This is a genomic window from Streptomyces sp. NRRL WC-3742 (genome assembly GCF_000720635.1).
Taxonomy (GTDB): domain Bacteria; phylum Actinomycetota; class Actinomycetes; order Streptomycetales; family Streptomycetaceae; genus Kitasatospora.
On the sequence record NZ_JOCF01000033.1, the window covers coordinates 50,161 to 74,870 of the forward strand.

At 73.7% G+C, this 24,710-nt stretch carries 18 protein-coding genes; 8 read left to right on the forward strand and 10 right to left on the reverse strand.

Annotated elements, in window-relative coordinates:
• Positions 1-12 precede the first annotated feature (12 nt).
• Entirely contained in the window at positions 13-552 is a 540-nt protein-coding gene (locus IH61_RS0119490) for a hypothetical protein (protein WP_051837457.1), read from the reverse strand.
• 242 nt (positions 553-794) lie between these two features.
• On the opposite strand from IH61_RS0119490, the gene IH61_RS0119495 reads away from it, so the two are divergent.
• From IH61_RS0119495 to IH61_RS0119510, 4 genes are all read left to right on the forward strand, one after another.
• Complete coding sequence (locus tag IH61_RS0119495) at positions 795-2,279, forward strand: hypothetical protein (RefSeq protein WP_037973091.1); 1,485 nt, start codon at positions 795-797, stop codon at positions 2,277-2,279.
• Between the two features lie 62 nt (positions 2,280-2,341).
• Positions 2,342-3,217 carry a hypothetical protein gene (locus tag IH61_RS0119500; protein ID WP_031071487.1) on the forward strand — a complete coding sequence of 292 codons (876 nt, stop codon included), beginning with the start codon at positions 2,342-2,344 and terminating at the stop codon, positions 3,215-3,217.
• A 101-nt stretch (positions 3,218-3,318) separates the two neighbouring features.
• Positions 3,319-7,902 (forward strand): hypothetical protein, encoded by a 4,584-nt coding sequence (locus IH61_RS0119505; protein WP_031071489.1) that lies wholly within the window; start codon positions 3,319-3,321, stop codon positions 7,900-7,902.
• A 10-nt stretch (positions 7,903-7,912) separates the two neighbouring features.
• Positions 7,913-8,671, forward strand: a complete 759-nt coding sequence (locus IH61_RS0119510) for a metallophosphoesterase (RefSeq protein ID WP_031071492.1) — start codon at positions 7,913-7,915, stop codon at positions 8,669-8,671.
• On the opposite strand, the gene IH61_RS43030 is transcribed toward IH61_RS0119510, so the two are convergent.
• Entirely contained in the window at positions 8,653-9,054 is a 402-nt protein-coding gene (locus IH61_RS43030) for a hypothetical protein (RefSeq protein ID WP_158845089.1), read from the reverse strand. The two genes, IH61_RS0119510 and IH61_RS43030, sit on opposite strands and share 19 nt — an antisense overlap.
• A 173-nt stretch (positions 9,055-9,227) precedes the next feature.
• Complete coding sequence (locus IH61_RS0119520; protein ID WP_031071495.1) at positions 9,228-9,923, reverse strand: FadR/GntR family transcriptional regulator; 696 nt, start codon at positions 9,921-9,923, stop codon at positions 9,228-9,230.
• A gap of 150 nt (positions 9,924-10,073) precedes the next feature.
• Between IH61_RS0119520 and IH61_RS0119525 the strand changes: the two genes are divergently transcribed.
• Complete coding sequence (locus tag IH61_RS0119525) at positions 10,074-10,631, forward strand: gluconokinase (protein WP_051837460.1); 558 nt, start codon at positions 10,074-10,076, stop codon at positions 10,629-10,631.
• Positions 10,631-12,019, forward strand: a complete 1,389-nt coding sequence (locus IH61_RS0119530) for a gluconate:H+ symporter (protein WP_107057183.1) — start codon at positions 10,631-10,633, stop codon at positions 12,017-12,019. Before IH61_RS0119525 ends, IH61_RS0119530 begins: the two co-directional genes overlap by 1 nt.
• 78 nt (positions 12,020-12,097) lie before the next feature.
• Here the strand turns inward: IH61_RS0119530 and IH61_RS0119535 are convergent, their stop codons facing one another.
• From IH61_RS0119535 to mmuM, 7 genes are all read right to left on the reverse strand, one after another.
• On the reverse strand, positions 12,098-12,520 hold the full coding sequence (locus IH61_RS0119535) for a hypothetical protein (RefSeq protein WP_031071501.1): 423 nt from the start codon (positions 12,518-12,520) through the stop codon (positions 12,098-12,100).
• A gap of 62 nt (positions 12,521-12,582) precedes the next feature.
• Complete coding sequence (locus IH61_RS50305; protein ID WP_031071503.1) at positions 12,583-16,590, reverse strand: DNRLRE domain-containing protein; 4,008 nt, start codon at positions 16,588-16,590, stop codon at positions 12,583-12,585.
• Positions 16,591-16,820: 230 nt separating this feature from the next.
• Positions 16,821-18,416 carry a glycerol-3-phosphate dehydrogenase/oxidase gene (locus IH61_RS0119545; protein WP_031071505.1) on the reverse strand — a complete coding sequence of 532 codons (1,596 nt, stop codon included), beginning with the start codon at positions 18,414-18,416 and terminating at the stop codon, positions 16,821-16,823.
• 151 nt (positions 18,417-18,567) lie between these two features.
• Positions 18,568-20,091, reverse strand: a complete 1,524-nt coding sequence (gene glpK, locus IH61_RS0119550; RefSeq protein ID WP_031071507.1) for a glycerol kinase GlpK — start codon at positions 20,089-20,091, stop codon at positions 18,568-18,570.
• A gap of 115 nt (positions 20,092-20,206) precedes the next feature.
• Positions 20,207-20,914: an MIP/aquaporin family protein gene (locus IH61_RS0119555; RefSeq protein ID WP_234327246.1), complete on the reverse strand. Its 708-nt coding sequence runs from the start codon at positions 20,912-20,914 to the stop codon at positions 20,207-20,209.
• Between the two features lie 294 nt (positions 20,915-21,208).
• The gene (locus IH61_RS0119560) at positions 21,209-21,973 is read right to left on the reverse strand and encodes an IclR family transcriptional regulator (RefSeq protein WP_031071511.1); all 765 of its coding nucleotides are present in this window, start codon (positions 21,971-21,973) and stop codon (positions 21,209-21,211) included.
• Positions 21,974-22,128: 155 nt separating this feature from the next.
• Positions 22,129-23,067 carry a homocysteine S-methyltransferase gene (gene mmuM / locus IH61_RS0119565; RefSeq protein ID WP_031071513.1) on the reverse strand — a complete coding sequence of 313 codons (939 nt, stop codon included), beginning with the start codon at positions 23,065-23,067 and terminating at the stop codon, positions 22,129-22,131.
• 163 nt (positions 23,068-23,230) lie between these two features.
• Between mmuM and IH61_RS0119570 the strand changes: the two genes are divergently transcribed.
• Both IH61_RS0119570 and IH61_RS0119575 read left to right on the forward strand, forming a co-directional pair.
• Positions 23,231-24,205 (forward strand): NUDIX hydrolase, encoded by a 975-nt coding sequence (locus IH61_RS0119570; RefSeq protein ID WP_078911244.1) that lies wholly within the window; start codon positions 23,231-23,233, stop codon positions 24,203-24,205.
• 61 nt (positions 24,206-24,266) lie between these two features.
• A partial coding sequence (locus IH61_RS0119575; protein WP_037973077.1) for an NUDIX domain-containing protein occupies positions 24,267-24,710 on the forward strand: 444 nt, incomplete at its 3' end.

Below are 24,710 nucleotides of genomic sequence, written 5' to 3' on the forward strand. Positions count from 1 at the left end.
GGCGCGGTCGGTTCAGCTCTCGGCCGGTCGTCCCAAGAAGGAACGTTCCAGCGGACGCAGGGCCCGCAGCACGATCAGCAGCGGGATGACGCCGAAGACCCCGAACGACATGTCGATGAATCGCCACGCCACGGGAATCCCCCGCACCGGCCCGCAGAACAGTGCCAGCGGGATGACGGCCCCGCACGCGAGGACGGCCCAGCGGATCACCCAGATGTTGCGGACCGGGTCCTTGAGCGGCCCCCAGAAGGCGGCGGCGATCACCAGGTGCGCGAAGGCGAGCCAGTCGGTGCCGTACCGGAGGAAGGGGTAGCGCTCGTCGGTCTCGACGATGCCCCGGTGGACGTGCTCGAACCAGGCCGTGGAGCCGGGCAGCAGATCGGCGAACGGGGCGGCCGGCCCGTGGAGGATGTCGACCATCAGCCGGGTCTCGGTCTCCAGGGGGAAGGCGGTCAGGCCGCTGAGGACCAGGCAGACCAGGAAGAACGAGAGCCAGCGCCGGACACGCCGCAGGACAACCGTGGGCAGGACAACCGCGGGATCGCCGTCCATCGCACACACCTCCGTGCCGGGCAGGCCCGGGTGAAGCCCGGGCGTGCCGAAATCGCAGGCCGGGCCTTGTCCCGCCTGCACGGCACGACTCTAGACCCTATATTTGAACGTGTTCAACAAGCTTGGGGTGGGAGGCCCGTTTCGGTTGATGTCGGTGCGAACCCCTAATCTTGTCCACCGTGACCGCCATCGCAGACCCGCCCACCGAGCCCGGACTCCGGCCCGCCGCCGGCGCCGTCGGCCTGCCCGCCGCGCGCCCCGCGCCCGGGCCCGCCGCCGACGAGGGCCTCGCCCGCCGGCTCAAGGCGCTGGCCTGCACCGCCCCGCTGCACGACCTGGACAACCGCAAGGTCAACCTGGCCGGCGAGTACGGCGGCTACGCGATGGCCGAGGTCGGCCTCGCCGCGATCGACCTCGTCACCCTCCACATGGACTTCGACACCGGCGCCGACCGCGACATAGTCCTCGCCCGGATGCTGCCCCGCGTCGCCGCCCAGGCCCCCGCCCGGCACACCGCCGAGCACGAGCGCGTCGCCCGCTGGGTCCTCGAGTCGCTGATCAACGTCGGCAGCGTCGACCGCGGCTTCCGCGCCGTCTACGGCACCTTCGGAGCCGACGGCGCCTACGTGCGCCGCGACTACGACTTCAAGCTGATCGAAGAGGTCCCCGGCCCCGACGGCGGCGTCTACCTGCGCACCACCGACGAGGCCGTCAACGTCCTGGTCGGCGCCCTCGACACCGACGTCACCTCGGCCCAGATCGCCGCCGAGGTCAAGCTCGAGGTGCTGATCCGCCGCGGCCGCCTGGCCGACGCCCAGCTCGCCGCCGAACAGGCCCGCTACCGCACCGTCCAGTACGCCGAGACGCTGCGCCGCGCCCTGGAGGCCACCCGCCGCAACGTGCGCGCCGTCGACTGGATGCAGGCCGTCCCCGACCTCATCGACGAGGCGCTCGACCACATCGCCGACCGCTACCGGCACGAGAACGCGATCCTCACCAACATCCGCAAGGCCCGCGACGAGGCCGAGGACGCCGAGCACAAGCGCCGGGCCGCCGAGCTCGTCGACATCGTCAAGGACTGCATCCGCCGCCACACCCAGCTCCAGACCCGCCTGCTGGAGGCCGGCCCGCTCTTCCGCGCCGAACAGGACCGCCAGGCGTTCGCCACCCCCGGCGCCCGCAGCGGCATCGACCTGTACGGGCAGCTGCTCGCCCCCGTCCTGCGGCTGCCCGTCGAACAGGCCGTCCGCCCCACCGACGCCTTCTTCGCCCTCGGCACGGGCCTGCGCACCCCCGTCTCCGTCCGCGTCACCGACCTCGTCGACCTGCTGCTCACCCCGCCCGTCGAACGCGAGCACCTCGGCGCCGAACTGCCCGACCCGGACCTCGTCGCCACCCCGGACGACAGCCGCTTCTCCGAGGCCCAGCTCGAAGCCGCCCTGCTGCTGCTCGACCTGGCCCCGGACGCCCCCCGGCGCCTGTCCGGCCTGCTCGCCGAGGCCCGGAAGCAGGACCCGGACCTGCCCTACCTCGTCGCCCTGCTCGCCGTGCACGCCGCCAGCCCGCCGGTGGGCACCGCCTACCGCCAGGGCGAGGAGCGGCTGCTCTTCGCCGTCGACGACGGAACCCCGCTGCGCGACCGGGAGTTCGGCGGCGCCGACCTGATCGTCGGCAGCGCCCTGCTCGACGCGGCCGGCATGGCCGCCGAGCGCAAGGACGCCGGCTGAGCGCCGCCCCCGCGCACCACCCGTACGTACGAGAACGCCCACCGCACCGAGGAGCACCGCCCGTGACGACCCACCACGACACGTCCTGGGCGGGCGAGAGCGAACCCGCGGCCCCCGCGCCGATCACCCCCGCCGACGTCGCCGACGCCGCCCGCCTGGTCTCCTTCGGCCTCCAGGCCAAGCTGCTGCCCGCCCGCGACGCCGAGTACGCCGAGCTCGTGCGCCGCCACCGCGAGGACCCGCCCTTCGCCCGCCTCGCCGACGCCATCGCCACCGGCATGGGCCTGGTCGTCCTCGAGGTCTCCCCGCGCGCCGGCATGGCCGTCGCCGCCGCCGAGGACTCCCTGTTCGCCGTCCGCATGGGCGACTACTCGCGCCGCGCCGCCTCCGAGTCCACCGACCGCTTCCTGCACGGCCTGGCCCACCTCGCCGTCGCCGCGATGGCCTTCCCCCGCCCCGAGGACCTCGCCGACGACACCTACCTCGGCCGGATCACCGTCAACGGCGTCGACGCCTTCGTCCGCCAGGCGTGCCGCCGCCTCGAGGAGCAGGCCGACGCCGAGGGCGCCAACACCGACCCCACCACCGACGCCCCCGGCCTGGAGGCCGCCTGGCGCGTCTGGTCCCGCCGCACCGCCACCGGCGCCACCAAGGACGCCCGGCGCCTGTCCGGCTCCACCACCGGCATCGTCGCCAAGGCCGTGCTCTTCCTCGTCGACTCCGGCTTCCTGCAGAAGGTCTCCGACGACTCCGGCGGCACCTACCGCACCACCGCCCGCTACCAGCTCCAGGTCCGCGACCTGGCCGGCAGCGCCGCCATGGCCGAACTGCTCGACCTCGGCGTCGTGCCCGTCTCCGACGGCACCGCCAGCCTGCTGCCGCCCGACACCACCGACGACCTGGTCGCCGACGCGGGCCTGCCCTTCCACTCGCTCTGACCGCACTCGCTCTGACCACACTCGCCAGGCACGCGAGCACCAGCCACACAAGCTCCAGTCACGCAAGCTCCAACCACGCAAGCCACGGAGAACCGCCGCACATGTACGAGCTGAACCGGGTCCGCCTCTACTCGATCGGACCGGCCGGCGCCCGCTACGCCGACACGGTGCTCGACCTGCGCGGCGTCGGCGAGCCCGTCGCCGACCCGGCCCCCCAGCAGATCGGCCTGTTCGGCGAGGAGGCCGAGGGCCCCGTGCGCCGCCCCGCCCCGGCCGGCGTGCTCTTCCTGGAGAACGGCGGCGGCAAGTCCGTCCTGCTCAAGCTGATCTTCTCGGTCATGCTCCCCGGCCACCGCAACACCCTCGGCGGCGCCAGCTCCGGCGTGCTGCGCAAGTTCCTGCTCGCCGACGACTGCGGCCACGTCGCCCTGGAGTGGCAGCACACCGTCACCGGCGAACTCATCGTCGTCGGCAAGGCCAGCGAGTGGCGCGGCCGCCAGGTCTCCTCCGACCCGCGCAAGTTCGCCGAGAGCTGGTACTCCTTCCGCCCCGGCCCGGGCCTGACCCTCGACTCGCTGCCCGTCGCCGAACGCGTCAGCCTCGCCGGTGACCAGAAGGCCCGCGGCCGCCGCCGCACCATGAAGGGCTTCCGCGACGCCATGTCCGAGGCCGGCAAGGCCCACCCGCATCTCGACCTCGTCTTCGAGGACGGCCACGACCGCTGGACCGAACACCTCGGCGAACTCGGCCTCGACCCCGAACTCTTCCGCTACCAGCGGGAGATGAACGCCGACGAGGGCGAGGCCGCCGGCCTCTTCGCCGTCAAGCACGACAGCGACTTCACCGACCTACTGCTGCGCGCCGTCACCGACACCCGCGACACCGACGGCCTCGCCGACCTCGTCCACGGCTTCGCCGCCAAGCTTGGCCTGCGCTCCGAACTCACCGCCGAACGCGACTTCACCGCAGGCTCGTTGGACCTCCTCGAGCGCATCGCCGAGGCCACCGCCGCCCGCGAGGGCGTACGCGAGGCCCACCGCACCGCCGAACGCCGCACCCGCCGCCTCGCCCAGGCCCTCGCCACCCGCGCCGCCGCCGAACGCGACCGCGCCCACGACCTCTCCGTCGAGGTCGCCGCCGCCGCGAGCGCCGTCACCGCCGCCGAGACCGACCGCACCCGGCACCACCTCATCGTCGACGAACTCACCTACCGCCACGCCTCCCTGGGCCTGGCCGCCGCCACCGCCGAGGCCGCCGCCCTGCGCCGGGAACTCACCGAGGCCCGCACCCTGCACTCCGCCTGGCAGGCCGCCGAGGCGGTGCTGCGCCACCGCGCCGCCGCCGACCGCGTCACCCGCGTCGCCGCCGCCATCCGCGAGGCCGAACTCGACGCCGCCCCCGCCCTCGCCGCCCGGGCCCTCGCCGCCACCGCCCTCGCCCGCGCCCTCGAAGCCGCCGCCGCGGCCGCCGAGACCCGCGCCGACACCGAGGAGCAGCGCGCCGGCGAACTCCAGGAGGACGGCGCCAAGGCGCAGTCCGACGCCACCGAGGCCGCCACCGCCGCCCAGAAGGCCCGCAGCGAGGCCGAGCACCTGCGCCAGCGCCTCGCCGAGGTCGAGCAGGAGACCGCCGCCGCCGTCGAGGCCGGCTTCATCGACGCGGACGGCGACATCGACCCGGCCCGCGCCGCCCTGCACGCCGCCGACGTCGAGAAGAGCGCCGCCGCCGCCCTCGCCCAGGCCCGTACGGCCGCCGAGAGCGCCGCCGCCCGGCTGCGCGAGGCGTCCGCCGCGACCGGGCGCGCCGAGCTCGCCGCCGAACGTGCAGGCGACGCCCGCAAGGCCGCCGCCCGGGCCCTCGCCGCCGAGCAGCGCACCGCCGCCCTGCTCGCCACCGAGGAGCGCCTCGCCGACCTGCTCTCCCTGACCGCCGCCCCTACTGACTGGGCAGAAGACGGGGAGCAGGCCGAGGAGGACGCCGGCTTCCTCACCCCCGCCGTCCTCGACCGCAACGCCGAGTACCTGCGCGAACTCCTCGACGAGGCCATCGCCACCGCCGAACGCACCCTGTTCGAGCTGCGCACCGCCGCGGCCGACGACTCCCGCATCCTCGCCGCCCTCGGCGACGGGGGCCTGCTGCCGCCCGGCCCGGACGTGCTCGCCACCGTCGAGTACCTCGCCGAGCACGGCATCCCCGCCCTGCCCGGCTGGCGCTACCTCGCCCAGTCCGTCGACCCGGCCGACCACGAGGCGATCCTCGCCGCCCGCCCCGAACTCGTCGACGGCGTCGTGGTCACCGACCCCGCCTCGCTGGAGCGCGCCCGCGAGGCCCTGCAGTCCGCCGCCCTGCTGCCGCGCTCCACCGTCGCCGTCGGCGCCGCCGCCTCCCTGATCGCCCCGATCACCGACGAGCCCGCCTTCTTCCTCGTACCGCCGAACCCGGCCATGCACGACGAGTCCGCCGCCGACGGCGAACGCCGCGAACTGCGCACCCGCGCCGCCGCCCGCGAGGAGCACATCCGCGAACTCGCCGCCCGCCTCGGCGCCGACCGCGCCCTCGCCGCCCGCCTCGCCTCCTGGCACGCGTCCTGCCCGCCCGGCACCCTCGCCGAACTCGCCGCCGCCGCCGACACCGCCCGCGAGCACGCCGAACAGGCCGCCGCCGCCCTGGCCACCCTGCGCGCCGACCACGACGAGGCCGAGACCGACCACGCCGCCGCCGCCTCCGCCCACGAGGAGCACCGCGAGAGCGCCCAGCGCGCCCGCCGACGCGCCGACGCCCTCTCCGGCCTCGCCTTCCGCCTGCGCGAACGCGCCAACTGGGCCCGCCGCCGGCGCGAACTGGCCGAGGACGCCACCGAGTGCGACCGCCGCCAGAGCCTGTGCGCCGACCGCGCCCGCACCTGCGACGAGGACCGCCGCGCCGCCCAGCGCGCCGCCGACGACGCCCGCCGCACCGCCCGCGCCCTGCGCGCCGAACGCGCCGAGATCCCCGCCGCCGAGCAGACCGACACCGAGGCCGACAGCGCCCCCGCCGCCCTGCCCGCCCTGCGCGAGGCGTACCGCGCCGCCTCCCAGCTGTACGAGAAGGTCGGCGTCGGCGCCGACCTGCGCGCCGAACAGGCCCGCGCCGAGGGCGACGAGGCCGCAGCCGCCACCGAACTCGACCGGCTCACCAACAAGGTCCGCACCCGCGCCGAGGAACTCCTCGGCAGCCCCGACGGCGCCGACGGCCCCGCCCGCCAGGCCGCCGCCGCCCGCGCCGAGGAGCTCGTCGCCACCATCGAGGCCCGCGCGGCCGCCGCCAGCGAGCAGCTCGGCCGCCTGCGCGGCGAGGCCGAACGCTCCGCCCCCGCGAACGGCGAGGCCCACACCGAGCTGCCCGAGGAGCTCGTCCCCACCGACCCCGAGCACGCCCAGACCCTGCTGCGCACCGCCACCGGCCGCCTCGCCGAACGCCGCGAGGCCCTGGACGCCGCCCGCACCGCCCACGCCGACCTCCAGCGCACCTTCAACACCGCCCAGTTGGCCGCCACCGACTTCGACGAACTCGCCGGGCAGCTGCGCGACGGCCTGCGCGACCACCAGGAGGACGACGGCCAGAGCGTTGAGCCCTACCTCGGCGCCCTGCCCGAGGCCCGTACGGCCGCCACCGACGCCCGGCGCGCCCTGCGCACCGCCGCCGGCGAGCTGTCCTCCGCCGAACTCGCCGTCCGCGACGCCTCCGACGCCCTCGTCCGGCACGCCAACTCCGCCCGCTACGAGGCCGTCCGCACCCCCGCCCGCCAGCAGATCCGCGAACTGCCCGCCTCCGCGCTGCCCGAGCACGCCGCCAACTGGGCCACCGCCTTCGCCCCCCGGCTGCGGGTGCTCACCGACGAACTCACCCAGCTGGAGCGCAACCGCGGCTCGATCGTCGACCGGCTGCGGGGCCTCGTCGAGTCCTCCCTCACCACCCTGCGCGCCGCCCAGCGCCTGTCCCGGCTGCCCGAGGGGCTGGGGGAGTGGTCCGGCCAGGAGTTCCTGCGCATCCGCTTCGAGGACCCGGACCACGCCACCCTGGTCGAGCGCCTCGGCGAGGTCATCGACGAGGCCACCCGCGCCGCCGTCCGCAAGAACAGCGACCTGCGCCGCGACGGCATGTCCCTGCTGCTTCGCGGTGTCGCCGCGGCCATCGGCCCCAAGGGCGTCAGCGTCGAGATCCTCAAGCCGGACGCGGTGCTGCGCGCCGAGCGCGTCGGCGTCGGCCAGATGTCCGACGTCTTCTCCGGCGGCCAGCTGCTCACCGCCGCCATCGCGCTCTACTGCACCATGGCCGCGCTGCGCGCCAACGACCGTGGGCAGTCCCAACTCCGGCACGCCGGAACGCTGTTCCTCGACAACCCGATCGGGCGCGCCAACGCCACCTACCTGTTGGAGCTCCAGCGGGCCGTCGCCGACGCCCTCGGCGTCCAACTGATCTACACCACGGGCCTGTTCGACACCACCGCGCTCGCCGAGTTCCCGCTGGTGATCCGCCTGCGCAACGACGCCGACCTGCGCGCCGGCCTCAAGTACATCTCGGTGGAGGAGCACCTGCGCCCGGGCCTGCCCGCCCCGCAGGACCCGGACGGCCCGGCCGTCCACGGCGAGATCACCGCCACCCGGATGTTCAAGCGCCCGGCGGAGGCAGTCCCGAAGCCCTAGCGTTACGGGCATGCTGACGATCGCGCAGTTCAGTGACATCCACCTCGGCCAGTCCCACAAGGGCGACGGCGGACGGCGGGCCCGCAAGCGGGCCGAGCAGGTGATGGCGTACCTCGACGCCCTGCCCGGCCCGCTGGACGCGGTGCTCGTCACCGGGGACCTCGCCGACCACGGCCTGGCGGAGGAGTACCGGCAGGTCGCCAAGGTGCTCAAGTCCCGCCACCCGGTGCTCATCTGCCCCGGCAACCACGACCGCCGGGAGCCGTACCGGGAGGTGCTGCTGGGCGAGGCGGCGACGGAGGAGCCGGTCAACCGGCTGCACCAACTCCCCGGCGTGGACGTGCTGATGCTCGACTCGTCGGTCCCCGGCCGCAGCGAGGGCCTGCTCGACGACCCCACCCTGGACTGGCTGGAGGAGCAACTGGCCACCGGCCGCGCCGAGGTGCCCGCCCTGGTCGCCTTCCACCACCCGCCCGTGGAGCTGCACGTTCCGACCGTGGACGCCATCCGCCAGTTCGAGGAGGTACGGCTGGCGCGGGTGCTGCGCCGTCACCCCCGGGTGGTGGCGCTGCTGTGCGGCCACGCCCACACCGGCGCCGCGACCACCTTCGCCGGCCTGCCGCTGCTGGTCGCCCCCGGCGTGGTCTCCACCGTCACCCTGCCCTGCGAGGGCGGCCGCGGCATCGCCTTCGACCACCCGCCGATGCTCGCCTTCCACGTCCTGGACGGCGACCGCCGGCTCACCACCCACTACCGGGCGGTCTGCTGACGCCCGCCCGGGGCCTGTGACCGCGCCTGCTGCTGGCCGGGCCGGGGCTGCTGCCCGGGCCGGGCCTGTTGTCCTGGCCGGGGAAGCGGCCGGGGAGCCAGCGGCTCCGGCGCCCGGTACGGCTGCGGACGAGGCGCCGCCTGCGCCCGCAGCCGCTGGGCGGCCACCTGCCGGGAGATCAGGATCTCCAGCAGGCACCACATCGTGCCGAACACCCCCAGCCCCATCGCCATCAGCGCGGGCGTGAGCAGCGAACTGCCCGCGTACGAGGCCAGCGTCGCGACCACGATGCCCACCAGCGTGAAGGAGAAGGAGAGCACCGCCCGTACGGCGGCGGCGCGCACCTCGTCGGGCAGGCGGCGACGGCGGCGTGGTACGGACATCGAGCGACCCCCAGGCGCGAATTCGGTGGTGAACTCGGGGCGGGCGCACACGAAAGGCGCCCCCTCGACCCACTCTGCCCCGTCGAACCAGGACCATGCGTCCGAATCGGCCGAACCGACAGAACTGCCGCCAAACCGTGTCATCCGGGCAGTGTCCCGGCCGGTACGGTCCGTCAGTCCAGCTGCTGGTTCAGCTCCTCCAGGGCGCCGGTCACGATGGTGCGCATCGCCTGCTCGGCGCGCCCGGCCTCCCCGGCCCAGATCGCCTCGGCGACCTCGCGGTGCAGCCGGATCGCGTACGACTCCGGCTGATGCGGCATCAGGTGGTACTCGGTGCGCCCGGTGAGCACCGCCCCCACGGTGTCCCCGAGGTGGGCGAACATCTCGTTGCCCGAGGCGCGCAGGATCAGCGCGTGGTAGGCGATGTCGTGCCGCAGGAAGGTGCTGAGGTCCGCCGCCCGCGCCGAGACCGTCAACTCGACGGCAAGCGAGCTGAGTTCGCGCCGCTCGTCGTCGCTGGCGTGGACGGCGGCGAGCGCGGCGGCGGCCGGTTCCACGGCGACCCGCAGCGAGCCGAGCGAGCGCAGCTGGGCGGAGCGGTCCGCGCCGGCCAGGCGCCAGCGGATCACCATCGGGTCGAAGACGTCCCAGAGCGACCTGGGCTGCACGGTGATCCCGACCCTGCGGCGGGAGGCCACCAGGCGCATGCCCTCCAGGATCCGCACAGCCTCCCGGACGACCGTCCGGGAGACCCCGAAGCGCTCCTCCAGATCCTCCCCGCGCAGCACCGCCCCCTCGGGGATCTCCCCCGACGCGATCGCCGGCCCGAGCTCGGCAAGCAGCCGGCCGGGCAGCCCCTGGATCTCCATCCGCTCAGCCTAGACGCCGCCCCGCCGCGCGTGCGAAGGACCCCTGCGACGCACCCCACAGTCCAAAAGTATGACGATTTGGTTTCCGCCACTTGAATACGTCATATCTTTGAGGCGATAGTGGCGGCCTGCAACGAAGGAGCACCACCCATGGCTCTCAGCGCCGAGAACCGTGCCGTCCCCGGGACCACCCCCCTCACCGTCGTGGTGATGGGCGTCTCAGGCGTCGGCAAGACCACCCTGGCCCGCCTCCTGGCCGACCGCCTCGATCTCCCCTTCGCCGAGGCGGACGAGTTCCACCCGCCGGCCAACATCGCCAAGATGTCCGCCGGCACCCCGCTGGACGACCGGGACCGTGAACCCTGGCTGCGCGCCATCGGCGCCTGGCTGAAGGAGCACGCCGAGGACGGCACCGGCGGTGTGGTCACCTGCTCGGCGCTGAAGCACGGCTACCGCGACATCCTGCGCGCGGCCGCCCCGGGCGCCTTCTTCCTGCACCTCAGCGGCGGTCACGACCTGGTCGAGGACCGGATCGCCCACCGCACCGGCCACTTCATGCCGGCCTCGCTGCTCGACTCCCAGTACGCCACCTTGGAGGCCCTGGGCGCGGACGAGCTCGGTGCCGTACTGGACGTCGGCCCGTCCCCCGAAGAACTCGTCGAGAAGGCCGTGGCGCTGCTGCGGCCGGTCAATGGAGACCTCGCGTGATTGCCCCCACCCTCCTCGCGGCCGCCCCACCGGCCCTGCCGCACACCAGCAGTGACTCCCAGCTGCTCGTCGCCGTCCTGCTCAGCATCGGCGCGATCGTCCTGCTGATCACCAAGTTCAAGCTGCACCCCTTCCTCGCCCTCACCCTGGGCTCCGGGCTGCTGGCCGCCGTCGCGGGCGCGCCCTTCGACAAGCTGCTCAGCAGCTTCTCCACGGGCTTCGGCTCCACCGTGGCCGGCGTCGGCCTGCTGATCGGCCTGGGCGCGATGCTCGGCAAGCTGCTCGCCGACTCCGGCGGCGCCAACATCATCGCGGACACCGTCCTGTCCCGTACGGGCAACAGGGCGCTGCCCTGGGCGATGGCGCTGATCGCGGCGGTCCTGGGCCTGCCGCTGTTCTTCGAGGTCGGCGTCGTCCTGCTGATCCCGATTGTGCTGCTGGTCGCCCGTCGCGGCAACGTGCCGCTGATGCGGGTCGGCATCCCGGCCCTGGCGGGCCTGTCGGTGCTGCACGGCCTGGTGCCCCCGCACCCGGGCCCGCTGGTGGCCGTCGACGCGCTCAAGGCCGACCTCGGCGTCACCCTGGCCCTGGGCCTGCTGGTCGCCGTCCCGACGCTGATCATCGCCGGCCCGCTGTTCTCCCGCCTCGCCGAGCGCTGGGTCGGCCCGCTGGAGATCCCGGCCGCCACCGCCCCCGAGGAGAGCGACCGCCCCGAGCGCACCCCGTCCTTCGGCGCGGTGATGGCGACCATCCTGCTGCCGGTCGTGCTGATGCTCGGCAAGGCCCTCGCCGACGTGGTGATCGACGACCCGAAGGCGCTCGGCCAGCGGGTGTTCGACTTCGTCGGCTCCCCGCTGATCGCCCTGCTCGCCGCGACCCTGCTCGGCATGCTGACCCTCGGCAGGGCGGCCGGCTTCGACAAGGCGCGGATCTCCGACACCGTCGGCAAGTCCCTGGGCCCGATCGCCGGCATCGTCTTCATCGTCGGCGCGGGCGGCGGCTTCAAGCAGACCCTGATCGACGTGGGCGTGGGCAACGCGGTCAGCGAGTGGTCCGGCAAGTGGCACATCTCCGCCCTGCTGCTGGGCTGGCTGATCGCGGTGCTGATCCGCCTGGCCACCGGCTCGGCCACGGTCGCCACCATCACCGCGGCGGGCATCGTCTCCCCGCTCGCGGCGAACATGTCCTCCACCCACGCGGCCCTGCTGGTACTCGCGATCGGCGCGGGCTCGCTGTTCCTGTCGCACGTCAACGACGCGGGCTTCTGGCTGGTGAAGGAGTACTTCGGGATGAGCGTCGGGCAGACGCTCAAGTCCTGGTCGGTGATGGAGACGGTGATCTCGGTGGTGGCGATCGCCCTGATCATGCCGCTCAGCCTGATCATCTGACGGCACCCCCCACGACGCCGAACGGGCGGGCGCTCCACCTGGGAGCGCCCGCCCGTCCGCGTCCGGTGACGGCTGCTGCTACTTCAGCAGGACCTTCCAGCCGTCCTCACCCGCGTGCCCGTCCTGGCGCAGCTGGATCTCCTTGACCTGGCCGGTGGCGTGGAAGGTGAGCACCACGGCCTGCCGATCGGTCGGGTCGTCCTGGAAGTCGGCGGTGACGGCTCCCTGCGCGCCCTTCCCGTAGTCGCGGACCCAGGCCGCCGAGGCGTCCTTGCGCTCGGCGGTCGTGCCTTCCGAGGCGGCGAGCTTCGTCAGCCGGTCCGAGGAGCCGTCGGCGAGCCGCCAGACCACCTGCTGGACGAGGCCCAGCGTGTCGGTGGTCGGATAGCCGGCGACCTTCAGGTGCGGATGGCCGGCGTAGTCGCCCGCGTACTCCAGCTCGGCGTCCGAGGGGCCGCCGCAGCCCGCCAGTACGGCGGAGGCGAGCAGCGCCGCGAGCACGGCCGCGCCGGGCAGGGGACGAAGGCGGGGACGAGATCGGGGACGGAGGCGGGGACGGACCATCAGCTGGTTCCGAGCGGGCGGACGACGACGAACCACTCGATCGGGTCACCCTTCTGCCGGTAGTAGGACAGCACCTCGTCCAGTGTGGTGACGCCCTGGCGCCCGTGCTGGCGCAGTTCCATGCGTGCTCCCCAACTGACCACCACCGCGGTGTGGTTGATCACCTTCTCGTTGCGCCACTTGAAGAACACCACGTCGCCGGGCCGCGCCTCGGACGTCCACCGGAGCCAGGTCGAGTACCGGTGGTTGAGCAGGTGCCGCTGCAGGTTGGCGGCGCCGGCCCAGGTGTAGCTGCGGTTGAGGTGCCAGCCGAAGAACCACTGGTCGTTCTGCCACCACGCGCCGTCGGTCCACTTCCAGCCGTACCGGTAGCGCATGCCGCCACCGTAGTAGAGCGCCTTGGAGACGAAGTTGGTGCAGTCCTGCTTGTAGTCCCACTTGATCCCGACGTTGCGGCGGGCCCAGTCGGCGGTGCCGTTGTAGTTGTACCCGGCGGGGACGGCGCCGCCGGCCGGCGTGGCCGGCTTGACGGGGAAGCCGTCGGCGTCGAGCGGCACCGCCTTCTGCGCGTCGGCCGGGTCGGGCTGGCCGGCGTCGGCCACCTCCACCTGGGCCTGGGCGCTCGCCGAGGCGGACAGCTTCTGCTGGGCGGCGAGGTCGTCGGCCTCGGTGGCCAGCAGCGCGGCGGTGCCGACGTTGAACTCGAACCGCTTGGCGCCGACGCTCTCGCTGGGCGAGTCCACGCCGCCGGCGCGGATCATCACCGAGTCCTTGACGGTGGCGCGCACCACGACCTTCCCGGCCGTCTGCTGGTCGACCACCACGTCGGTCAGCGAGACCGCCGCCGCGACGTACTGCTCGTTCTGCGTGGCCAGCGCCTCGCGGTTGGCGACGAGCGAAGCCTCCTGGGTGGCCAGCAGGTCGACGAAGACGGTGCCGTGCGCGGCCTCGGCGGCGGCGTCCGGCGCGGTGAAGCCCGGCCTCATCTTGATCTTGTTGCGGGCGTCCAGGTACTCCTGCACGTAGCCGCGGTACTGGTCCGGCCCGCCCGCGGTGGGCGCGCCCTGGACGACCGGTGAGGCGGCCGGGGCGGCACTGCCGTAGCTGCTGCGGGCGGTGACCAGCACGCGGTAGGACCGGCTGTTGTCCAGCCCGGTGAACGTGGCGCGCACGTCCCCGGTGCTCTGCTCCTGGACGAGCACGCCCGCCGAGGTCTCCACCCGGACGGCGTAGCCGACCTCGCCCACCGACCCCCGGTCGGTCGGGGCGTTCCAGGTGACGACCAGTCCGGCGTCACCCGGGGTGGCGGTGACCAGCTCGGCCGGGCCGGGCGCGGTGGGCGCCAGGTAGTCGAGGGTCAGCTTCGGCCGCTGCGCCGGGTCGGCCGCTGAGGCCGAGAAGTAGCGGGCGGTGTCCGTCGATCCGGCCGGCGGGCGCAGCGCCAGACCGTACGCCTCGCCCTTCTCCATCCAGGAGCCGGCCATCGGCGCCAGGTCCACCTCGGAGAGCTTGGCTCCCGAGGCGAAGCTCTCGGCGCCCACGGCGGCGGTCAGCGCGGCGCCGTCCTGCGCGGGAGTCCAGGCCGAGCCGAGCTGGAAGACGTCGACGGCGGCCTCGGCGCAGCCCGTCGGGCAGTCCGAGCGGGTCAGTGCCAGCCGGGCGCCGACGACCCGGGATCCGGCGGGCACCACGGTCAGGTCGGGCTTGAGCCAGCTGCTCCAGCTGCCGGCGTCGGTGGTGTTGCCGACGCGAAGCTCGGCCGGGTCGGCGGCGGGGCAGCCGGCGGCCGGGCAGAGCGCGGCCACCGAGGCGTCGGCCAGGGTCGGGCCGGTGAGGACCACGGTGGTGGGCGCCGGCGGCGCCGGGGGCTTGACCACGGCGACGGTCAGTGGCTGGTCGGCGCTCCAGGCCGAGCAGCCGACCGCGGCGCAGGCGCGGGCCGCCCAGCTGTAGGTGCCGCCGTCGGCCAGCGCGCCGTCCGGCACCTGGACGGAGGCCCGGGTCCCGCTGTCCACCCAGGCGGGCGGCAGCACGGTGGGCAGCGGCTGCCCGTTCGCGCCCTTGAGCGCGAACTCGGTGCGCACCCGGCCCTGGTTGGGGTTGGTCACCAGCGCGGAGAACACGGGGGTGAGGGTCTGCTGGGCGCCGGTCTGCAGGGCGCTCGGCACGTCGGGCAGCGGGGAGACGCTGAAGGTCGCCCAGGCGGACCAGCCGAGGTTGTAGTGCAGCCCGTCGTAGGGCGAGGTGCGGAACCGGTAGGTGTGCCCGTACTGGAGCAGGCCCGCCGGGACGGTGACCTCGGCCGGGGTGCCGCTGGGCACGTAGCCGGAGACGTTGACGTTGCCGACCTGCGCGCCGGAGATGGCGTCGACCAGCTGGAAGGTGCCGGTGACCTTGTCACCGTCCGGGTCGACGAAGGTGTCCCGCAGCACGGGGGTGGTGGTGTCCACCCGCCAGGTGCCGGTGCCGTCCTGCTTGAACGGCGGGCCGGCCTGCTGGTTGGTGCCGGTGCGCGGCCGGTAGTTGTAGTTGACCGTCAGCTTCGGCACGTTGGTGGCGGCGTTGGCGGAGTTGACCTCCTTCCAGTACTTGGTGCTGACCTCGTCGGGCGCCCGCAGGCCCATCCCGGAGACCTGGTTCCTCGCCGAGGCCCAGGTCTGCACGAGGTTGGTGACGTCGGCGTTGATCCAGCCGTCGCCGCCGCAGAGGTCACGGCCCTTGGTCTCGGTGGAGGTCGCCTTCTTCGTGTTCCAGAGCGGCTGGTTGGTCCAGCGCGAGGCGGTGGAGGCCAGGCCCGTGTCCCAGACCTCCCAGGTGTACGGGAGGCAGTCGCTGTTGCCGGAGTGGATGTTGTACAGCGACAGCGTGGCGCTCTGGACGAGGGAGTCCGCGATCGAGGCGGTGTTCCAGTTGATCAGCGAACGGGCCTCGCGGGAGCTGCCGTCGGCGTTCTTGGTGCCGGAGTTGCCCCAGTAGAGCTCGACGTCGGCCGACCAGTCGACGGTCTCGCCCTTCTGGACGCGGGTGTCCAGGGCGTTGCCGAGCCCGGTGGTGGACGGGTCGACGGTGACCGGGTACTTCGTGGCCGGGTCGGCGAGGAAGGCGGCGTCCGGGCTGAAGACCAGGTCGACGCGGTCGCCGTGCTGGACGACCTCCAGGCCGACCTTCGCCTGCCGAGGGTGCTCGCGCGAACCGGCCTCGGTGGTGGCGTCCCACATCACGGGGGCGGGCAGCAGGGCCCGCTTGTGCCCGTTCTTCCGGTCGGTGAACAGCACCCCGCCGTCCGGCTGCGGCTCGGCCTTCAGGCCCTTGGCCCGCAGCGGCATGGTGTACGAGTAACCGCCGTTCGCCGGGCGCTGCTTGAGGACGACGAACTGCTCGAAGCCGGTCCGGTTCGCCTCGACGACGAGGTCCCCGGCGCCGTCGCCGATGGCGTCCGGGTAGACGGCGCGCGGGCCGTCGAGCCGGGGCTGGGGCAGGCCGCCGCGCCACTCCAGCGCCAGCTCGTCCTCGCCGGAGCCGAGGGACACCAGGGTGCGGGAGGGCTCCGCGGCGGCGGTGGCAGCCTGCGACTCGGCGAGGGTGCGGGGCCGCTTGCCGCCGGGGGCGGCCAGCTTCATGCCGTGCGGGTGCCCGACCGGGGCCACCGAGCCGTCCGCGTTCCGGCGCAGCGTCAGGTCCACGTCGGTCCAGGCGCCGTCGCGCAGGAAGCGCACCGGCCCGGCGGCGAGCTCGGTGGTGAGGGTGCCGTCCGGGTTGGCCCAGGTGGTGGAGACCTCGCTGCGCTCGGACACCGCCTCGACGCGCTTGCCGTCCTTGCGCGCGGCGGCGCGGGCGGCGGCGATGCTGCCGGTGGGGTCGAGGGCGGCCGCGGTCGGCGCCTTGCCGGGGGAGGGCTTGTCCTCGGGCTTGGCCGCGAAGGCGACGGGGGCCGCGCCGGCCAGCGACAGCGACAGCGCCACCGCGAGCGACAGCGGGCCGACGAGGGCCCGTCTTGGTACGTGCATGGGAACTCCTTGGTTTGCTCTTGGTCGAGCGAACCGGAGCATAGGCAAGATCAGGAAGGAAGATGATCATGATAAGTCGGACAAATCAGCTCAGAATCTGAATCTTTCCTTAAGAAGTTGATGAGATCGTGACGCATCTTGTACGGATGAGTGCAACAAAAGGGCGGGCGCCCGGGTAAACCCCGGACGCCCGCCCTGAGCCGCGAAGAACTCGCTTCGCGAGGCTGTGCCTACTTGGTTCCGCGCTTCGCGAGGAAGGCATCCACCTCGGCCTTGATCTCCGGCGTGTCCAGCCCGCGCACCGTCATGGTGGTGCGGCGGCGCAGCACGTCGTCCGCCGTGTACGCCCACTCGTTGTCGGCGGCGTACGCGACCTGGGCCCACACGTCCGGCCCGTCCTCGTGGATCGGCCGGCCGAGCTCGGGGTTCTCGTCGATCAGGCGGGCGATCTCGAAGGAGAGGGTGCCGTAGTGGCTGGCCAGGTGCTTGGCGACCAGCGGCTCCATCCGCGAGCCGGGCTCGCGGTCGATCAGCAGGCGGTGCGCCACCGCGTTCGGCGCGCCGACGCCCGGCAGCGGGACGGTCGCGGCGATGGGGGACATGTCCTCGCCGAGGCTGGTGCCGGGCACGTGGGCCAGCTTCTCCAGCACGGTGCGGCCGATGTGGCGGTAGGTGGTCCACTTGCCGCCGGCGACGGACAGCATGCCGCCCCTGCCCTCGGTGACGACGGTCTCGCGCTTGGCGGCGGCGGTGTCGCCGGGGCCGCCGGGCAGCACCCGCAGGCCCGCGAAGGCGTAGGTGATCAGGTCGCGGTCGAGGTGCTCGTCGCGGATCGCGTGGCCGGCCTCGCCCATGATCTGGTCGATGTCGGCCTGGGTGGCGCGCACGTCCGCCGGGTCGCCGGTGTACTCCTCGTCGGTGGTCCCGAGCAGGACGTGGTCCTCCCACGGGATGGCGAAGGAGACGCGGTACTTGTCGATCGGGATGGTCAGCGCGGCGCGCCACGGCGAGCGGCGCTTGACGACGACGTGCGCGCCCTTGGAGAGGCGGATCGACGGCGCGGCGCCGGCGTCCTCCATCTTGCGCAGGTGGTCGACCCACGGGCCGGTGGCGTTGAGCACCAGGCGGGCGTCGACACCGAACTCGGTGCCGTCGAGGCGGTCGCGCAGCTCGGCGCCGGTGACCCGGCCGCCGGTGAAGCGCAGGCCCGTGACCTCGGCGTGGTTGAGCACCACGGCGCCGGCGTCGACGGCGGCGCGCACGGTCATGACCGCGACGCGGGAGTCGTTCATCTGGTGGTCGCCGTAGACGGCCACCGAGCGCAGGCCCTCGGTGCGCAGCGCGGGCACCTGCTGGGCGGCGTGGGCGGCGGTGGAGACCCGGCCCATGCCGTCGCGGAAGGCGGAGAGCGCGGAGTACAGGAAGACGCCGGCGCCGAGCTTGGCGGCGCCGTGCGGGCCGCCCTTGTAGACCGGCACGAAGAAGGTCAGCGGGTTGACCAGGTGCGGGGCGACGTCGGTGGCGAGCGCGCGGCGCTCCTTGTGGTTCTCGGCGACGAGCTTGACCGCGCCGGTCTGCAGGTAGCGCAGGCCGCCGTGGACGAGCTTGGAGGACGCGCTGGAGGTGGCGCCGGCGAAGTCGCCCGCGTCGACCATGGCGACCTTGAGGCCGGCCTGGGAGGCGGTCCAGGCGACGGCCGTGCCGAGGATGCCGCCCCCGATCACCAGCAGGTCGTAGGTGGCCTTGCCGAGCAGTTCGCGGGTCTCGGCGCGGGAGGCGGTGTGGCCGGCGGTGCGCTCGGCGCCCAGGGTCGGGATGGTTGCCATGGTGGTTGTGTACGGCCCCCGGCGCAGGCGGGCCGTTACTCCTCTCGTGTGCGGTTCGGCCCCTGCGGGAGGGACCGGTCGGCCCGGTGCGGCGGGCCTGAAACGGGACCGGCCGGCCGGGGCGTGATGCCCCGGCCGGCGGGTCGGTCAGTTAGTTGGTCTCTTCCTCTTCCACCCAGCCCATGGTGCGCTCCACGGCCTTGAGCCACTTCTTGTACTCGCGCTCCCGGGTGTCCTCGTCCATCCGGGGCGTCCACTCCGCGGCGCGGTGCCAGTTGGCCCGCAGGGTGTCGAGGTCGTTCCAGAAGCCGACGGCCAGACCGGCCGCGTAGGCGGCGCCGAGGGCGGTGGTCTCGGCCACGTACGGGCGCTCGACCGGGGCGTTCAGGACGTCGGCGATGTTCTGCATGAGCAGGTTGTTGCTGGTCATGCCGCCGTCGACCTTGAGGGCGGTGAGCTCGACCCCGGAGTCCTTCTCCATGGCGTCGACGACCTCGCGGGTCTGCCAGGCGGTGGCCTCCAGGACGGCCCGGGCCAGGTGGCCCTTGGTGACGTACCGGGTGAGGCCGGCGATCACACCGCGGGCGTCGGAGCGCCAGTACGGGGCGAACAGGCCGGAGAAGGCCGGGACGAAGTAGGCGCCGCCGTTGTCCTCGACGGTGTTGGCGAGGGTCTCGATCTCGGCGGCGGTGGAGATGATGCCGAGCTGGTCGCGCAGCCACTGGACGAGCGAGCCGGTGACGGCGATGGAGCCTTCCAGGGCGTACACCGGGGCCTGGTCGCCGATGCGGTAGCCGACGGTGGTCAGCAGGCCGTGGTACGAGTTGACGATCTTCTCGCCGGTGTTGAGCAGCAGGAAGGTGCCGGTGCCGTAGGTGGACTTCGCCTCGCCCTCGTTGAAGCAGGTCTGGCCGAACAGCGCGGCCTGCTGGTCGCCGAGCGCGGAGGCGACGGGCACGCCGGCCAGGTCGCCGACGGCCTCGCCGTACACCTCGGCGGAGGAGCGGATCTCCGGGAGGACGGCCAGCGGCACGCCCATCGACTCGGCGATGCTCTCGTCCCAGGCGAGGGTCTTGAGGTTCATCAGCATGGTGCGGCTGGCGTTGGTCACGTCGGTGACGTGCTTGCCGCCGTCGACACCGCCGGTGAGGTTCCAGATCACCCAGGTGTCCATGGTGCCGAACAGGATGTCGCCGGCCTCGGCGCGCTCGCGCAGGCCCTCGACGTTGTCCAGCAGCCAGCGGATCTTCGGGCCGGCGAAGTAGCTGGCCAGCGGCAGGCCCGTCTCGCGGCGGAAGCGGTCCTGGCCGACGTTGCGGCCCAGCTCGCGGCAGAGGCCCTCGGTGCGGGTGTCCTGCCACACCAGCGCGTTGTGGACCGGCTCGCCGGTGTGCCTGTCCCACAGAACGGTGGTCTCGCGCTGGTTGGTGATGCCGATGGCGCGGATGTCGTCCTTGGTCAGGCCGGCCTTCTCCAGCGCGCCGCGCACGACGGACTGCACGCGGGTCCAGATCTCGGCGGCGTCGTGCTCGACGTAGCCGGGCTGGGGGAAGATCTGCCGGTGCTCCTGCTGGTCGACGGAGACGATGCGGCCGTCGGCGCCGAAGATGATGCAGCGGCTGGAGGTGGTGCCCTGGTCGATCGCGGCGATGTAGTTGCCGGTGGAGGTCGTCATGGGGAGGTCCTCGGCTCGGGTTCGGGGGGACTACGGGGTGGGTGGGTCTGACGCGTCCGGGCGGTGGGCTGCTCGTCCGGTCAGTCCCCGTGTGCGGCGGGTTCGAACCCGCGCTCTAGAACAGGGCGTTGTAGACGCCGCCGGCCGCCAGGCCGCCGATGATCGGGCCGACGACCGGGACCCAGGCGTAGGACCAGTCGGAGCCGCCCTTGTTCGGGATCGGCAGCAGCGAGTGCACGATGCGCGGGCCGAGGTCGCGGGCCGGGTTGATCGCGTAGCCGGTCGGGCCGCCGAGCGAGAGGCCGATGCTGACCACGACGAGCGCGACGATCACGGTGCCGCCGGCGCCGAGCTTGGGGCTCAGGGTGAGGATCGCCATGCAGAGCACGAAGGTGCCGATGACCTCGGTCATCACGTTCTGGATCGGGTTCCGGATCTCGGGACCGGTCGAGAAGATGCCGAGAGTGGGCTCCTTGTTGGCCTGGAACTGGCCGAGGTAGGCGAGCCAGACCATGACGGCGCCGATCATCGCGCCCAGCATCTGGGAGCCGATGTAGAGCGGCACCTGGCTCCAGTCGCCGCTCTTGACCGCGAGCGCGAGGGTGACGGCCGGGTTGAGGTGCGCGCCGGACTTCTCGCCGGTCATGTAGGCGGCGGTCAGGACGGCGAAGCCCCAGCCGAAGGTGATCGCCAGCCAGCCGGCGTTGAGCGCCTTCGACTTCTTGAGGGTCACGGCGGCGCAGACGCCGCCGCCGAGGGTTATCAGGGCGGCGGTGCCGAGGGTTTCGCCGACGAAGACGTCGCCCGTGGAGAACGCGGACACAAAGACTCCCTTGTCCATATGGCCCGGAGGTGGGGGTGGGGTGGGCGGCCGATCGATCGGTGTGCGGGTGAGCGCAGCGTGGGAGTGATCTTCCCGGCCATCGTTCGACAATGTCGACCGTCATGCGGAAGCTTGCTCCGCAGGTCACCCCCACGTCAAGGCGGGGTTACGCAGCTGTGACCCTTCCCTCCGGAGATCCCCCGACGTTACCCAGGCCGGCGCCGCGAAACAGGGCAAAACGCCACAGGCGGACGGGCCGGAAGGCCGTCCGCCTGTGACGATGACAACTGCCGCTCAGAACCGCCCGGCGCCCAGGTCCCGCGAGATCGCTCGCGCCGCGCTGCGCACCGAGGCCACCAGTGAGGGCTTCACGAAGCCGTCCTCGCAGATCCGCTCCACCGGCCCGTTGACGCACACCGCGCCCACCGGGTTGCGCCGCCGGTCCTGGATCAGCGCGGCGATCGAGGCCACGCCCTCCCAGGTCTCCTCCACCGAGTCCGCCCAGCCGCGCTCGCGGATCAGCGCGCACTCCGCGTCCACGTCCGCCGCCGCGGTGAGCGTGCGCACGGTGTACGACTCGTACGGCCCGTCGCCCAACTCCCCGCGCGCCACCGGGTCGTAGGCCAGCAGCACCTTGCCGATCGCGGTGCTGTGCAGCGGCTGCATCGAGCCCACCTCCAGCACCTGCCGGGTGTCGTCCGGCCGGAACACGTGGTGCACGATCAGCACGCCCCGCTGGTGCAGCACCCCCAGGTAGGCCGTCTCCCCGGCCGCCCGGGCCAGGTCGTCCGCCCACACCAGGGCCCGCGCCCGCAGCTCGTGCACGTCCAGGTAGCTCTGCCCCAGCCGCAGCAGTTCGGCGCCCAGCTGGTACTTGCCGCTCTCCGGATCCTGCTCGACGAACCCCTCCTGCTGCAGCGTGCGCAGGATGCCGTGCGCGGTGCCCTTGGCCAGGCCCAGCGCCGTCGCGACCTCGGACAGGCCCAGCCGGCGCTCGCCGCCGGCCAGCAGGCGCATGATCGCGGCGGCCCGGGAGAGCGACTGGATCGGGCCGGGCATGGGTACCTCCGCGCTGAAGGGCGGTCGACAATGTCGACCGCAGAGTTGACGGGGACGAGTCTGCCAGGCCGAATCCGGTCCGTGCACCTTCCCCCTCGGTAACCCGCGGTCGGCCCTTTGTTAACCTCGCGCGCGGTCGACCTCGCGCGCCCGCCCTACGCGCCGGCCCGCTGGGCCCTCAGCACCGCCACCTCCGCCGCCAGCGCGGCGATCCCGTCCGTCCCCACCCGGCAGCAGCCGCCCACCAGCCGCGCCCCGTCCGCCAGCCAGCCGCCCACCCGCGCCGAACGGAACGTCGGCTCCCCGTGCCAGCCCCGCCGGCCCGCGTCCCACTCCTCCCCGCTGTTCGGGTACACCACCACCGGCTTGCCGGTCACCTCGGCGGCCAGCGCCACCGCCCGGTCCGCGTCCTCGGGCGTGCAGCAGTTCACCCCCACCGCCAGCACCTCGTCCACCTCCGCCGCCAGCGCGAACGCCTCCTCCAGCGGCTGCCCGGCCCGCGTCCGCCCGCCCACCACGCTGTACGACAGCCAGGCCGGCACCTCCAGACCCCGCACCAGGCCCAGCAGCGCCCGCGCCTCGTCCGTGTCCGGGATCGTCTCCAGCGCCAGCACGTCCGGGCGCGCCGCCGCCAGCACCTCCAGCCGCGGCCGGTGGAAGGCCGCCAGCTCCGCCACGCCCAGCCCGTACCGGCCCCGGTACTCCGAACCGTCCGCCAGCACCGCCCCGTACGGGCCCACCGAGGCCGCCACGAAGCGCCGCCGCCCGCCCGGCAGCGCCCGCGCCGCCTCCCGGGCCAGGTCCACACTGCTCGCCAGCAGGTACGCCGCCTCCGTGTGACCGATCCCGCGCCGCGCGAACCCCTCGAAACTCGCCTGGTAGCTCGCGGTGATCGCCACGTCCGCCCCGGCCTCGAAGTACGCCCGGTGCGCCGCCACCACCGCCTCCGGCGCGTCCGCCAGCAGCCGCGCCGACCACAGCGCGTCCGACAGGTCGTGCCCCGCCGCCGCCAGCTGGTTCGACATCCCGCCGTCCAGCACCAGCGGACCGGCCGCCAGGGCCGACGCGAGATCCAGCGGGGGAGCAGTGGGCATGTCGGTCTCCTCGGACGCGGTCGTTCCCGGTCACAGCCTAGAAGGAAGGACCCCTCGCCGACCGGGAAAACCATTTGCCGTCCGGGAAAGCGATCGCTACGTTGTGCTCACCCGGAGAACGACGGCACCCGCCACCCCCTGCCAGCGCGGAGAGGAGCCGAGGATGACAGCGGACGAACAGCCCCCGCCCACCAACGGCTCCCCGGCGTTCCCGCACGCGCCCGAGCCTCCGCACGCGCCCGAGCCCCCGAACGCCCTCCACTCCGAGGAGCAGTGGCTCGCCGCGTACGACCCGCGCGCCTACACCCCCGTCGCCGTCACCGTCGACGTGGTCGCCCTGACGCTGCGCCACGGCCGCCTCCACGTCCTCCTCGTCGAGCGCGGCGCCCCGCCCTACCAGGGCCACTGGGCCCTGCCCGGCGGCTTCCTGCGCGCCGGCGAGGAGAGCCTCGACCAGGCCGCCGCCCGCGAGCTCGCCGAGGAGACGGGCCTGCACGGCGCCTCCGAGACGGAGACTGCGCTCCACCGCCTCCACCTCGAACAGCTCGGCACCTACGGCGCCCCCGACCGGGACCCGCGCATGCACGTCGTCTCCGTCGCCTACCTCGCCTTCGCCCCCGACCTGCCCGACCCGCAGGCCGGCACGGACGCCGCAGGCGCCGCCTGGCACCCCGTCCAGGGCCTCGACCTGTCCGCACGCCCCCACGGCCACTCCACACCGGCCGGTGGGCCCGTCGACACCCACGGGGGTGGTGTCGACGGGCCCACCGGCGCCCTCGCCCTGGCCTTCGACCACGCCCGCATACTCGCCGACGGCCTCGACCGGGTGCGCGCCAAACTCGAGTACAGCCCCCTCGCCACGGCCTTCCTCCCGTACGACTTCACCATCCCCGACCTGCGCGCCGTCTACGAGGCCGTCTGGGACGAGAAGCTCCACCCCGGCAACTTCCACCGCAAGGTGCTGTCCGTCCCCGGATTCGTCGAGAGCACCGGCACCACCACCCCCCGAGGCGGCACCCGCGGCGGCCCCCGCGCCCGCACCTACCACGCCGGCGACGCCCGCCTCCTCCACCCCGCCCTGCTGCGCCCCGCCCGCGAGGGCGACCACGACACCGGACACAGCCCCGACTCCCCCTGACCACCGGGTCGTTCGACCACCACGGCCACGACCGGCCGCCCCCTCGGGCTACCATCCGGCCATGACCACCGACGCAGTCCAGACGGCCCACCGGCCCTTCTCCCACTGCCACTTCTGCGGCACCCCCTACCCGCCCGGCACCGACGCCTGGCCCCGCACCTGCCCCGGCTGCGCCGAGATCAGCTACCGCAACCCCCTGCCCGTCGCCGTCACCGTCCTGCCCGTCACCCGCCCCGACGACGACCCCGCCCTCGTCGTCATCCGCCGCACCATCGAACCCGGCTACGGCGAACTCGCCTTCCCCGGCGGCTACATGGACTTCGGCGAGAGCTGGCAGCAGGCGTGCGTGCGAGAACTCCACGAGGAGACCGGCATCCCCGCCGACGCCGCCGACGTCACCCTGATCCACACCGCCTCCGACCCCCACGGCCGCTTCGTCATGCTCTGCGGCCTCCTCCCGCCCCGCCCCCTCTCCGACCTGCCCCCCTCCCGCCCCACCGACGAG

Coding starts and splice junctions, on each gene's coding strand:
- IH61_RS50305 (WP_031071503.1), bottom strand. CDS start 16,590: ATGCACGTACCAAGACGGGCCCTCGTCGGCCCGCTGTCGCTCGCGGTG.
- IH61_RS0119520 (WP_031071495.1), bottom strand. CDS start 9,923: ATGGAGATCCAGGGGCTGCCCGGCCGGCTGCTTGCCGAGCTCGGGCCG.
- IH61_RS0119505 (WP_031071489.1), top strand. CDS start 3,319: ATGTACGAGCTGAACCGGGTCCGCCTCTACTCGATCGGACCGGCCGGC.
- glpK (WP_031071507.1), bottom strand. CDS start 20,091: ATGACGACCTCCACCGGCAACTACATCGCCGCGATCGACCAGGGCACC.
- IH61_RS0119510 (WP_031071492.1), top strand. CDS start 7,913: ATGCTGACGATCGCGCAGTTCAGTGACATCCACCTCGGCCAGTCCCAC.
- IH61_RS0119525 (WP_051837460.1), top strand. CDS start 10,074: ATGGCTCTCAGCGCCGAGAACCGTGCCGTCCCCGGGACCACCCCCCTC.
- IH61_RS0119560 (WP_031071511.1), bottom strand. CDS start 21,973: ATGCCCGGCCCGATCCAGTCGCTCTCCCGGGCCGCCGCGATCATGCGC.
- IH61_RS0119545 (WP_031071505.1), bottom strand. CDS start 18,416: ATGGCAACCATCCCGACCCTGGGCGCCGAGCGCACCGCCGGCCACACC.
- IH61_RS43030 (WP_158845089.1), bottom strand. CDS start 9,054: ATGTCCGTACCACGCCGCCGTCGCCGCCTGCCCGACGAGGTGCGCGCC.
- IH61_RS0119490 (WP_051837457.1), bottom strand. CDS start 552: ATGGACGGCGATCCCGCGGTTGTCCTGCCCACGGTTGTCCTGCGGCGT.
- IH61_RS0119570 (WP_078911244.1), top strand. CDS start 23,231: ATGACAGCGGACGAACAGCCCCCGCCCACCAACGGCTCCCCGGCGTTC.
- mmuM (WP_031071513.1), bottom strand. CDS start 23,067: ATGCCCACTGCTCCCCCGCTGGATCTCGCGTCGGCCCTGGCGGCCGGT.